The 12,484-nt window shown below is 49.7% G+C and carries 12 protein-coding genes; 4 read left to right on the top strand and 8 right to left on the bottom strand.

Translation table 11 applies throughout. The features are described from left to right. Positions 1–43: 43 nt before the first annotated feature. Entirely contained in the window at positions 44–814 is a 771-nt protein-coding gene (locus EJO50_RS07510) for a DeoR/GlpR family DNA-binding transcription regulator (protein ID WP_125972944.1), read from the bottom strand. Positions 815–1,498: 684 nt separating this feature from the next. On the opposite strand from EJO50_RS07510, the gene EJO50_RS07505 reads away from it, so the two are divergent. Next, complete coding sequence (locus EJO50_RS07505) at positions 1,499–3,607, top strand: DUF8225 domain-containing protein (RefSeq protein ID WP_206434476.1); 2,109 nt, start codon at positions 1,499–1,501, stop codon at positions 3,605–3,607. A 25-nt stretch (positions 3,608–3,632) separates the two neighbouring features. Further along, the gene (locus tag EJO50_RS07500) at positions 3,633–5,102 is read left to right on the top strand and encodes a hypothetical protein (protein WP_125972942.1); all 1,470 of its coding nucleotides are present in this window, start codon (positions 3,633–3,635) and stop codon (positions 5,100–5,102) included. Between the two features lie 93 nt (positions 5,103–5,195). Here EJO50_RS07500 and EJO50_RS07495 read toward each other — a convergent pair whose 3' ends face one another. The 7 genes from EJO50_RS07495 to EJO50_RS07465 all read right to left on the bottom strand — a co-directional run bounded on the left by EJO50_RS07495 (position 5,196) and on the right by EJO50_RS07465 (position 10,606). Further along, positions 5,196–5,390, bottom strand: a complete 195-nt coding sequence (locus EJO50_RS07495; protein WP_125972940.1) for an alpha/beta hydrolase family protein — start codon at positions 5,388–5,390, stop codon at positions 5,196–5,198. A gap of 136 nt (positions 5,391–5,526) precedes the next feature. Further along, complete coding sequence (locus EJO50_RS07490; protein WP_125972938.1) at positions 5,527–7,122, bottom strand: GDYXXLXY domain-containing protein; 1,596 nt, start codon at positions 7,120–7,122, stop codon at positions 5,527–5,529. Beyond that, a complete protein-coding gene (locus tag EJO50_RS07485) occupies positions 7,122–8,084 on the bottom strand; it encodes a DUF2157 domain-containing protein (protein ID WP_125972937.1) in 963 nt (320 codons plus the stop codon). Before EJO50_RS07485 ends, EJO50_RS07490 begins: the two co-directional genes overlap by 1 nt. A 22-nt stretch (positions 8,085–8,106) precedes the next feature. After that, positions 8,107–8,679: a class I SAM-dependent methyltransferase gene (locus EJO50_RS07480; protein ID WP_125972935.1), complete on the bottom strand. Its 573-nt coding sequence runs from the start codon at positions 8,677–8,679 to the stop codon at positions 8,107–8,109. Positions 8,680–8,704: 25 nt separating this feature from the next. Beyond that, a complete protein-coding gene (locus EJO50_RS07475; protein ID WP_125972933.1) occupies positions 8,705–9,055 on the bottom strand; it encodes a VOC family protein in 351 nt (116 codons plus the stop codon). Between the two features lie 130 nt (positions 9,056–9,185). After that, positions 9,186–10,166 (bottom strand): glycosyltransferase family 2 protein, encoded by a 981-nt coding sequence (locus EJO50_RS07470; RefSeq protein WP_125972931.1) that lies wholly within the window; start codon positions 10,164–10,166, stop codon positions 9,186–9,188. Beyond that, positions 10,163–10,606, bottom strand: a complete 444-nt coding sequence (locus EJO50_RS07465; protein WP_125972929.1) for a MarR family winged helix-turn-helix transcriptional regulator — start codon at positions 10,604–10,606, stop codon at positions 10,163–10,165. Before EJO50_RS07465 ends, EJO50_RS07470 begins: the two co-directional genes overlap by 4 nt. A gap of 112 nt (positions 10,607–10,718) precedes the next feature. Here EJO50_RS07465 and EJO50_RS07460 point away from each other — a divergent pair, with 112 nt between their 5' ends. After that, positions 10,719–11,852 (top strand): aminotransferase-like domain-containing protein, encoded by a 1,134-nt coding sequence (locus EJO50_RS07460; protein ID WP_125972927.1) that lies wholly within the window; start codon positions 10,719–10,721, stop codon positions 11,850–11,852. A gap of 138 nt (positions 11,853–11,990) precedes the next feature. Then, positions 11,991–12,479 carry a putative pterin-binding protein gene (locus EJO50_RS07455; protein ID WP_125972925.1) on the top strand — a complete coding sequence of 163 codons (489 nt, stop codon included), beginning with the start codon at positions 11,991–11,993 and terminating at the stop codon, positions 12,477–12,479. Positions 12,480–12,484 lie beyond the last annotated feature (5 nt).

Below are 12,484 nucleotides of genomic sequence, written 5' to 3'. Positions count from 1 at the left end.
GTTGGCGGGCAAGATCTGGTCTGCAAAATCCGGCTTTCATTACTTAATGAGCTGTTTGTGCAATATAGAGCTGGGTTTTTGATTCTTTAATCACCGCTTCCATTGCTGCATCTACGGCTTGATCGGTAAATAGTGCGGTAATCTGTGACAGATGTCCCTGGCGGGCGAGGGCGGGGCGACCGAATTTGGAGTGGTCTGCTACTAAAAAAACATGCCGTGATTGTTTGATAATTGCCTCCGCAGTGCGCACTTCCCTGAAATCAAAATCGCGCAACGTGCCATCGGTTTCAATACTGGAAATACCGATAATGCCGTAATCCACCTTAAACTGATTGATAAAGCTGATAGTTGCTTCGCCGGTGATGCCTCTGTCCCGCCCGCGTACCATTCCGCCTGCAATAATGACTTCGCATTCATGATAAGTGCACATGATGGCTGCGACATTCAGATTATTGGTAATCACATGCAGCCCGTGATGGTGGCGCAGTGCTTTGGCTACTTCTTCGGTAGTGGTGCCCAGATTAATAAATAAAGACGCGTTATTGGGTATATGCGTTGCCACCAGCTCGGCAATTCTCTGTTTTTCTTCAATCAGCAGCACTTGCCTCGTGGTATAGGCGACGTCTTCCACGCTGGATAAAGCGCTCACTCCGCCATGCAGCTTTTGCACCAGCTTGTTTTCAACCAGCTGATGAATGTCGCGGCGTATGGTTTGCTGAGTGACGTCAAAGTGCTCGGCCAGCTTGTCTACGCTGACATATGCCTCTCTTTGCACCCATTTTAAAAGTTCCTGCTGGCGTAGATTTAAAATCATGCTGCGTCTCGTGTGCTGGTTGTACAGAGCGTCTTCGTTCTGTATGCGGGGTAGGAAGCAAGGCATTTTTGTTTCTTGCTCTGAGTTTAACAAGCCAGTGTGGACAATGCGATGGGGAAGCTTACAAGATTTAAAAAAAGTGCATAGGTACTTTCCGTAGTCATTATTTTTAGAAAAACAATGTTGGAATTTTGTTGTTTTATATTTGTTTTTTATAAAAAAGTAATGACTGTTTGTATCGATTTGCAGATGGCCTGCACAGCAGGCTGCTGTGGCCTGTTGATCTGCCATCTGAGGGCCATGTGTGTTTTCTTACTGAGTGATTCTAGCTGGTAAAAGAGCATTGTTTCTGCGGTTTAAGACCTATTTTATTTTTTTGAAAAACCGCTAAGCATCTTGCTGTGGTTGTCTCTTAATTTATGGTTATTTCCCTTGTTTTTATTCTTGCTCGTTTATTTAATATGCTTACTATTATTCTTTTTTATTCTTTCTTGTAAGAAATATTACGTGGCAAGGCGCATTGCCCAAACTATATTGATTCCACTTATTTGGCACGTACTTAGGCCTTGAGCTGGCTTGGCAAAGTCCAGGCGATCACACTTTACGGCTTTTATGCGTGCACCTTTAAGCCCATCTCTTTAACGCTAAGGAGATGGCATTTCTTGTCTTTAACTGGAGTAAGCGATGCAAAATACTTGGATAGAAACGAGCAATGCCGCCCAGTATCAAGGGTCCAATTGGGCTAACTGGATTGGAACCAAGGTTTGCGGCAGCGTAGCAGAAGCGCAGGCCTATGCGGCTCAGAATTCGGAAGTCAGTTATTTTTTCTATTGTCGTCAGCCAATGGTACTGACCAATGGTCGTAGTTTTAACCCGGGGGATGCTGTGTTTTTCTCCGGCCAGCCCTGGTTTGGCAGCGCCCCGCAATGCGATTCCTATCAGAAAGTGGTATTTAACACACCTGCATTTATCAATGATTTTCCGGCAGATTCACCGCAAAATAACGCAATCTGCCTGCAGTGGAATACTAATATCAGTGGTTTTACTGCTCAGGCCATTATGGGCGACCCGTGGAATTTGCTGTATGCCAGCAACCAGACTTCTTACTTTGATACGAATTTCACCACTATTCCCAGCACCGCAACGGCGGCTTTAATTCACTGGACTGCTTTTCCTAATCGCCTGAGCCAATATCTGGGCAAGGGCGCTTACCCTGCGAATCCTTACAATTATTCTGCCAAGCAGTTGTTTGCGATTGCCGATCAGTACGGCACAACTGAAGTGCCTGTGCCCGCTTTCCAGAATATCCCTACCCAGCTTTGCCCGCAGGCCACCTGGAATAGTGATCTGCATATGTATGGCCCCTATGGCCCGCGCGGCTGGCAGGATGAGTATTGCGAGTGGAGCGTGGTGCGTGATCCGCAAAGTAATAAAATCACCCGCATTGATATGACCTGCGAAAACCCGGAATACTGGAATACGCTGTGGATGATTGATCCGCAAAAAGTGGCCGATGTGTATTCCTCCACCCTGAGCTTTGGCGCGCCAGCTTCGGCGCAGGTGGTGGTGCCGGTCAGCGATTTATATTTGCTTGATCCGGTAACAAAAACCGTGGTGATTGATCTATCAACAGGCCGCCCGGCGTATAACCCGCTGAACAAATGGAATAGCGGCCCTATCGCCGTGCGGGGAAGCAGCAATAACTATGGCGGGGCGATGCACCTGACCAGCACCCCCAATACGCTGCAAACCGAAATGGCTTTGGCAGGTGGAGCGACGATTCAGCGTAATTGCGGCAATAGCGTGCCGCAAACACTGATTTGCTGCGCTCAATACGGGCAGGCTTACCGCAATAGCGATCCGCATATCGGACAATCGGTGAATCAGGCTATTGGCGGGCAATTAACGGGCTTTCCTTGCAAAGCCGCACTGGCCAATCCAACCGGCTTGTATATCCAGGTGCCGGATTTAAGCGGCTTTACCCTGCCTGCAGACCCAAAACTGCCAGCGGGGGCATCGGCGCAGGATTGCTGGCAGATTGTGCGCGGTTCGGCAGAATTAACTGATCCTGTTACCGGCATGTTGTTTGGTGCCACAGCAGCATCGCCACAAAATGGCGGTAATTTTGTGCTGCATGCGGTGTTTCAATTGCCACAATCGTGGGTGGATGCGGGTGTGTCGTTTACGATAGGCGATATCACCGATGCAAGCGGCGAGCCTATTCAGTGGGGTGGGCAGGTCACACAACAGATGTCGATAGGCCTGTGGGCGCGCCCGATTCAGGTGGCGGCAGCTCCTGCCAATGAAGCCTGCGTTTTACCGCCACCAACGGGTGTAACCCCGCCAGCCAGCCCTGTGCCGCCTGATTATGCCCAGCCCTTACAGCTGTTTCACTCAGCTATTTGGAATGCCTACTTTAATACCGAAGTCAGTAATCCAATGAATACGCCTATTTCGCTGGCGAGTAACTCCACCCTGATTGCACCGATTGCACGGCTTGGGCAAAGCAATATTGCTATGGTGCTGACCTGCACTAGCACACAGCTTGGGCCACAGGGGCAGTTGCCCGTGGTTGATTTTGGGCCGGATATCACGGTGGCAGTAAGCAACTTTAACAACAACGTCAATTACGCCGTGCCGGGTAATTCTTATCCATCCCAGTGCGCTTCACTTAATTTACAAATTAGTGTGGGCGCAAATGCTGAGCTGGGTTTGCGCGGCTTAACGCTGACTAATTATGGGGACGAGGTGCAAGCACCGATGTCGGCCCTGCTGAATATTATTCCGGCCTAATCATTATTTATTAAAGGGGTTTGCCATGCATTTATTGAAGCGTTGGGGGCTATCCGCTTTTATCGGGATCAGCACGGGCTTATTGGGGGCTGTAACCCATGCAGCTTGCCCGGACTGGAAAGGCGTGCCGGTATTGCAGCCTGTTATTCCTTGTGATTCGCTGGGTACTAATCAAAACGCATTTAATAATCTGGCATGGCAGCAATTTATTACCCTTAACTGGGCGGCTGACTCTAATTTACCGGGGCAGCCTAATACCAGCGTGCCTGCTGCTTCTTTTGGGGTGGCAGGCTCTACCAGCCCTGTGGTTTGGGAAAGTTATAAAGAATCTTCTGAGGTGTTTCGCCCTAATGGCGCGCCCCCTTTGCCCTGGGGCAATAAGCAGGATATCCCTCAGGCAATGAGGGCTCTAATGAAAAGTAAAACCCTGAAAGCCACTTCGGCGCTGGGCGTGAAGGGCTTGCATCAGACGTCTAAATTTGGTGATGCCCTAGTGCCGCCTTTAAAAGATATTGCCGAGGCAGGCACTAATGGCGCGTGGCTGACTGCGCAGCCCAAAATGAATTATTACGTCACCCTGTTTGAAAAGCGGCTTAATCAGGATGAGTACAACTATATCAATCGGAATCAGCTGTATATCGCCAGCAAGCAGCCCGCGTTTACCACTACTCAGGGGCTGAATCTACCTGATGGCTCGGCGACATTTTCAACCTATGGTACGGTGGGTGCGATTGAAATTAAGGCTGCCTGGATAGAGCTGGATGACCCCGCATTGTGGCCGATGTTTAAAATATCCAAGGCGTGGGTGAGTTATCCGATTACGGGTGGCGGCAGTACTACGCCTAAACAGGTGACTGTGGGCCTGGTGGCTTTGCATATTATTCGCAAAACGCCTAATGCCCAGCAGTTTATGTGGAGCACCTTTGAGCATATCTATAATGCACCCAGCAAAACCGAGCTAAGCGCGCCGCCCTTGCCCTGGTACACCTATTACAACCTGAACTGTGATCCGGCGACGGATTACTACAAATGCGTGCAGAATAAAATGCCGGTGGTGGGCACCGATCCTTACAATGCGCCGGTGCAAGTGGTGCGAACTACGCCGATCAGCAGCACCACCGCCAATAATATCGCTGCCCTCAATACCAATACCTGGGCCACGATTAAAGCGGCCAATCCGCAGTCGGTATTTTTGAATTACCAGCTGGTCAATGTGCTCTGGCCCAATAGCAATACCCCTATCTACCCCGGTGCGACTTCGCCCTTGCCTGATGGCAATGCCCAGCCCCCCGTTGCCCAGCAGCCTGTAGCGAATACGGTATTGGAAACCTACCATCAGGACCTTAACTGCCTGAGTTGCCATACGGGGGCAACGGTAGCAGGGCAAAAACAAACCTTTGCCAGTGATTATTCATTTTTATTCGGAGAAGCCAGTAATCCGGTAACTCAAACAAAAAAGAGTAAAAGCAAACTGATGCGGGTGAAATTGCCTTAAATCGTCAGCATGTTTTTAACAGGAATTCGGCCGCCATGCTGAATCCCCGCCTGTGCGGGAATGATGACACTGAGTGCTGCAGATGTTTTCTCATCAGGGCTGCGTTTCAGCTTTGGCCCGCTGAAACACCCGGTTTAGTTCATCCGGCACCACCGGCAGGCTATCAAAACCTTCATCCAGTAAAAAACGCCCGTCATTTTTTATGATTAAAAACCGCGCATCCAATGGCTGGCTCAGTGATTTTGTCAGGGAAAAAGGAATCGTGGCATCGTTATCAGTGGTGATCACGCAGCGCTACTTAATCTGTGGACGCAGATGAGCGGTATTTATCATTCAGCAGGGACAAAGATGCATGGCTCCCGCAAATCCTGCCACCGGTACCACGCCGCCAATGGCTTTGATTAATCTGCTCTGTGCCGCTGGCTCAAAGCCCCTTCAACTCTTCTCCCTTCAACCCCACCAGTAATGCTTTCCCATCCGGCATCACCCTGAATTCCCCATACCGGGCTTGTGCCCAGCGCCTGGCCTCGCCTTCTTTAAAAAACCATGCGTCGGTGACAAGTACCCAGCGGCTGTTTTTGGGGCTGAGCTCAATTTTGAGCTCATTTGCTGCCAGTGGTTCGCCGTGGTGGATGCGCTGCGCGCTGCCGATATTCTGGCTATCTCTTTTCATGACGATAAAGGGGCGGCTCTGGTGGTTTATGCCGCTAGATGACGGTGTATCAAAAGGGATTTGAAAATTAAGCTGCATAAAATCACCCTGCATTAAGGAGCGCGGATCGGCCGGGGCGAGTGCAATATAGAGTGGCTGGCCGTGGGTGATCAGGTTTTCTTTTTGCCAGATGCCGACATTGGCAACAAGCAGAACGCTGGCTGCGCTGAGAATGATGCCGGTTTTTCGCCTGGGGGAGAGTGCCTGCTCTGGTGTTGCAGTAGTAGATATTTTCGGAGCCAGTGCCCGCCATGCAATCGCGCCAAGCAGGCTGCCTGCCAGCATAAACAGCAGTGCTTTATTGCCAAGCGACCAGTTAAGCTGGTAATAAAATGCGCCAATGATCCATGTGGCGGCAAGACCTGCGGCGCTGGCGGATCGCCAGCGCCCGGCAAGCAGGCTAATGGATAGAGCTAGTAATACTGCGCCAAGCGCGGGCATAAACCAAGCCAGAGCGGCCAAGATTATCGCCGCACCGCTATAGGGGCGCAGAGCAGGCCAGCTGCGCCCGGGTAAAATGCCCGCAGCCAGGGCGAGGAGGGATGAGCTCAGTGCGAACAGCTTGCTGGTTGTGCTTAATTGAGGTGCGGCTTCATTCATGATTACGGCAAAAGCGTTGTTGCCCAGGCTGGCCCCGGCTAAAAAAGTCATGCCTGAGTTAAAGGCCAGCCCAGCCAAAATAACCAGCAGCCAGCCTGTGAGAAAGGATTCACAAGCGGCGGCGAGCAGGGCTTTGGCGCTGAGCACGCTGCGCTGTGCTGCACTGGCAAGTAGCCACAGCAGAAGTAGAGCGTGCAAAGCAAGCCATGCTCCATGGCTGTTTTTTATATATAGGGCAATCGCTGTGCCGGTGAAGGCTGCGGATGTGGCGCCTAGTAAAACACGCAACCATGGATTGGGTATGGCCCAGGTCAGCCCGCCAGCAAGCAGTGCCAGTATGGCGCAGGCAAAGTGGCCGGGCAAATGCCCAAACAGGCCATAGGCCATAAGCGCTGATCCTGTGATCAGAGCAGGAATGGCAAGCTGCTCTATAAACAATGGAGTATTTTGCTTGCGTAATGGCAAGATGGCGGCCGCTAAAACGATCAACCCCACAATATACGGCCCTGCCACGCTATGAATAATGGTGCTGCCAAGCATCAGGCCGACTACAGCTAACAGCGGAATCGCGGCGAGCCATGCGCCTAAAGCCGTGAGCAGCACCACGGGCCAGGGCCGGTTTTCTGGCGCTTCAATATGGGTGCCATCAGGTAAAATGCCTGCTGTAATGGCTTTTTTTAGCAGCTGATCCAGATGTTGGTTGTTCATTATGCTTTTTCCTGGCGTCTGGAAAGATGCAGTAAGGTGCTTACGGTAAAGGCGAGTAAGCCAGCGGCTACACAGCCAATTAGTAATATCTGGCCGACTATGTTGTCGTAGTTGTTGCTGTAAAACATGAGTTTAGCCAGCCCGGATACCAGCAGAATATTCAGGCACAGGCCGATGATACTCAGGCCATAAATATCAAAAGTAGCCATTTGTGTCAGTGCTGCGGCAGCAATGACAAAAAGTAGTAAACCAAAGAAGTAAAGAGTATTGGCGTCCAGCATCAGAAGCGCCGTGAAGGCGCTGCTGCAGATCATGCTGCTGCTGAGCGTAAGAGCGGTGCGAAATGCCCAGAGGCCGCTGCCTTTCAAATAAGGCATTTTGGGACTAAGCGCGAGTGTAAGTAGTAGTGCGCTGCTCCAGCCTACTAAGAATACTCGTGAATCCTCCTGCTCTAATCGCCAGCTATGGCCGGTATGTGCGTGAATCCATAATAAAATTCCGGTGCTGACGATAAGCGCCCAGGGTGTCCAGAGCACATCGCTCTGGGTGCCAAGGCAAAGTGGCAGGGCGAGTACGGCCCATACGGCGAAAAGCTGCCATGGATCTGCGCCGGTCTGATAAGTCTGCCCAAAGTAGGCAAAAAGGCTGCCGATTGATAACAGGGCCAGCAGGCAAAGGGGAATACGGGCTTTTGCCAGTACGATGGCGGCTATGCAGAGTAAAACGCAGAGCGATTGCAGCAGCACAAAGTGCCCCATCCGCCCCAGCGTATCCCAATTGGCCGCAATCCAGAAAATGAGCCCCAGCCCGAATAGTGCTGCAGCAGCAATGGCGATGATCCTGGGTAGACGGCTGGTGATGGCTGCCGTTTCAGGTGCCGCCAATTGCTGTAATTTTTGCGTGGCCGCCGCATCAAGCTGGTATTTGGCCGCTAGCGCATAGAGGGTAAGGCGCTGATCCATTTTTTATTCCTTAGGGGGACGATTAATCTACGGCGTAGAGGTTTTCAAACAGGTTGTTCAGTATTTTTTCTACATTTACGTAACTAGGCACTAAAAAGTAAGCCATTTTGCCAAAATAGGCTGAAGGGGCCAGGTGTTGCTCGATGTGGTGGTATTCGCTACGCTCTCTATAGTCATCCCACAAAATGATTGCGCCGGGTTTTAGCTGCAGCAGCGAGTATAAAAAGCACGGCACTCTGAAGCGCCCGTCGATCAATACTAGACTCGGATCATGCGCAACACGCCAAGGCTTGCTGTAATAGTCGGGCCACTGGCTTTGCATTTGCGTATTTTTAGGAAAGCCCCATTCGATTGTTTCGCCAATAGGCGCATGCAGCAGCTCAATCTGGCTAGGGGACTGTAGCGGGTCGAGCTGGCAGGCTACTTTGTCTATCCATTTCTCACTTGAATCAATCGATACAATACGCGGGACCCCCAGCTGCGCCGCCAAGATAGTGCTGCCGCCCATGCCATATTCCAAATAGCTTTGGGCGTTGCTGAGTGCAGCTGCCAGTGCTTCACACTCTGCTGCTGGCATATGGGGCGAAAGGGGCATGGATGATGCCGGATGGATGAGCACTTTATTCTGACCAGACTGCATACTCGCTGCCGTTTGGATCGCTAAACTGAAAACGTCTGCCGCCGGGGAAGGAAAAAATGGGCTTAAGAATGCTGCCACCTGCAGCAAGCACAGCAGCCTGGCTGGCTTCAAGATTGCTGCTGTATAAAACAATTAAGGGTGCGCCGGTGTGGCTGGAGATACTTAAATCAGCCAGATAAAAACCACCATTTATCCCTTCATTAGAAAAAGCACAATACGCCGGGCCGTAATCTGTAAAAGTCCATCCAAATACCATACTAAAAAATACTTTGCTTTTGTTTAAATCTTTGGAAGGCATTTCAATATAATTTATTTTATGGTGCTGATGCATGGTGTGGCTCCGTATGAATAAAATGCCTGGGCTGAGGTAAAATTCAATTGAATTGGAATTTGTTTATGGCTTGATTGCGGCTGTTTTTAAAAATGACAAGTAATGTATTGCATCGTAATCAGCCGTATTTTTATAATAAAGACTGAATCTGTGTTGCTGGATTGCCACTGGCCTTCCATGCCTGCCATTGCCTTTGCAAGCGGTTTATTTTTTGTGCAAGGATGGGCTCGCTGACATATTGGCTGATTTTGTTTTTACTCAGCATTTCTGTTGCCCAGTTGCTGACATCCTCCGGGTAGAGTGTCCATGCCTGATCAATATCTGAAAGTTGCCAAAGCCAATAGGGTGATAAATGGCTGTGTACGTGTAAAAGCCTGGTATTAACCTCTGTGCCCAATTGCTTAAGTTGTTTTTCCCAAATGCCGCGTACATGGATATTGGCTAACTCTCCGCTGATTTGAGTACTGCGCTGCTTTAAATGCTGGCGATAGCGCACGAGTGGAATACCCATATTGGCAAGTTGCCCGTGCTGGCTGAGGCGGATAACCCAATCCCAATCCTGAGCCATATCCATTTTTTCTGTGTATTGAATGCCGCTTTTTAGCCAAAGTGCCCGATTAATCATCATCGCAGGCTGGGCCATCGCGCAATAAAATAGATTATCAACACAGATATCCTGATGATGCAGCGGAAATAAACGCAGAGATTCTTCTTTGTGGTTTTCGTTAAATACCAGCATATCGCCACTGACCGCAATCACTTCGGGATGCTGATTCAAAAATTGTGCAGAAAGGCTAAAGCGCTGAGGCTGGCTGATATCGTCCGCATCGTGCAGGGCAATATAATCCCCTTTCGCTGCGGCCATGCCCAGATTACGGGCATAAGAGACGCCATGATTATGGCTTAATTGTATTGTGTGAATACGAAGCCGGGGGGCTGCCATGGCAAACAGACTGATTTCCGTTTGGTAATTACTCTGGCTGCCATCATTAATCAGGATCACTTCAATATCTGTAAAGCATGAAAAATCTGCTGCTCCCATTCCTGCCAGCATTTCAGAAAAATGCTGTTCGTGAGGATTCATAAATGGGATAACAATACTGAGCTTCATATGGTTGGCCCGGATGTATGTTGATTAGTGGCTAGAATCGACATGATCTTTCTCCAGCCAGCTTCTGATTCTGGGCTTTGGGCAAAAGAGCGTTTAAGTAATTCACGCTGGCAACTGGAAAGTTGCTCCTCTAATATCTGCCCGGATTCACTCAGTGTCAGGCATTTTACGCGGCCATCATGGCGGGCAGTGCTGGCAATAACCAGACCCTTGGCTTGCAATTCTCTTAATGGACGATTCAATGCCTGCTTGGAAGTGCCCAGGCGAGCCAGTAATGTGTTCACTGACAATCCCTGATCCCGCGCCACAAAATATAAAATCCGGTGGTGTACCCGTGCCAGCTGAAGGGGGGCAAGTATTTCGTCCGGCAGGGATGTAAATGTGCGATAGCCATAAAACAGGCTTTCCAGATCTGCGTTAAGTGTGTCGGCTTGAGTCATGGTTCAGTGTCGTAATAAGCAGTTTGTTGGCCAAGGTACGTTTTTTGATTGACAGCCTGGTGGTGCCTGCGGCATAAACAGGTCATATGTATTGACCTGTTTGGTGAGCTCTATGTTTGCAGCACGTATTGATCGTCTTACCTCTTCTCTTGTCCGGGATATTCTAGCTGCCGCATCCAGACCAGGGGTGATTTCTTTTGCGGGAGGATTACCTGCCAGTGAGGTTTTGTTCAGGGCTTCACCTCAGGTGCTGGGGCAGTTGCCTGATGATATCTGGCAGTACGGGCAAACCGAGGGTGAGCCGATGCTTAGAGAGCTGGTGGCGATCAGGGCCAAAGCGCTGGGTATTGCATGTTCGGCTGGGCAGGTTTTGATTGTGAATGGCTCGCAGCAGGGGATCGATTTAGTCAGTAAATTAATGATTGAAGAAGGCACCCGTGTACTGACCGAATCGCCCACTTATCTGGCGGCTTTGCAAGTGTTTCGATTGATGGGGGGCTGTTTTGTAACGGCTGGGCAGGACGAAGAGGGATTGTTGCCCGAATCGGTGGCACAAGCAGATGCCCGTTTGGCGTATCTGGTGCCTACTTTCCAGAATCTGACAGGTCTATGTTATTCGCTGGACAGGCGTAAAGCGCTGGCTCAGGCTTTTGATGGGCAATCCATGGTGGTTTTTGAGGACGATCCTTACCGTGATCTGTCATTTGATGGCCCCGCTCCCGTGCCCGTTGTTTCTCACTTAAAGCAGGCGCGCTGGGTGTACCAGGGCTCGTTTTCCAAAACGCTGGCACCTGGGTTGCGCCTAGGGTATCTGATTGTGCATCCTGATTTAATTCAAGCGATGACACGCTTAAAACAGGCTGCAGATTTACATAGTAATCGTTTAAGTCAGGCGATTGTGGCGCAGGTACTTATGGATGGGTCTTTGGATCAGCATATGGCTAATATTTTGCCGCTTTATCGTGAAAAAAGAGATGTAATGCAGGCTTGTTTAGTACAGTATTTGGGGAAGAAAGCCAGCTGGGCATTGCCTGCAGGAGGCTTGTTTTTTTGGCTGACATTAAAGCGTGAGCAGGATGTGATGCAGTTAATGCAGGAGGCGCTGGCAGCTGGCTTGGCGATTATGCCGGGTTTTGCATTTGATCCGCTTTTACGTCAGACAAGCACGATCAGGCTGAATTTTAGCCATGCAACATTTGAGCAGATTGAGCAAGGCGCTGTATTGCTTAGCTCCTTGATTAAGTAGGTTTTTTGTAAGTAAAAAGTAGTTTTTAAGTGGGTGATCGACAGATTTATGCTGCACAGGAAGCGGGAAACTGTATTCAATACTAATGTGTAACAAGCTGTAGTATTTTTTGCAGGACTGACTGTGGAGTAAATCAGCATGAAACTGGCGTGCCTATTGGTTTTTTGTCTGCTTTCTGTCGGCAGCTTTGCTCTGGAGGTGCCTAATGGCAAAGTCGTGCTGGTTGTTTCTGGTGTGGTTAGTCAGCAAAACAGAGGTAAAGATGCGGTGTTCACCATGGAAATGTTGACAAAGTTACCTCAGCATAGTTTTGTTAGCAGAACGCCTTGGTATGAAAAGCCGGTTAAATTTACGGGCCCCTTGCTAAGGGATGTACTGGCCGCTGCCGGCGCAAAGGGCGAGAAAATATCTGCAATTGCACTTAATGACTACCGTGTTGAAATTCCTTTTCAGGATCTGATTAAATTTCCGATGGTTGTTGCAAGGTTGCTGGATGATAAACCGATGGCAATCAGGGATAAGGGGCCCCTGTTCATTGTTTATCCATTTGATGCATATGAGGAATTGCATCAGGATATTTATTACACACGCTCGGCATGGCAGCTTTCCAAAATTATTGTTCAATAAAGGGG

Origin of the sequence: Iodobacter ciconiae (assembly GCF_003952345.1) — a bacterium.
In the GTDB taxonomy this organism is placed as follows: domain Bacteria; phylum Pseudomonadota; class Gammaproteobacteria; order Burkholderiales; family Chitinibacteraceae; genus Iodobacter; species Iodobacter ciconiae.
The sequence above is the reverse complement of the archived record's forward strand: the minus strand, read 5'-3'. Positions and strand labels throughout refer to the sequence as shown.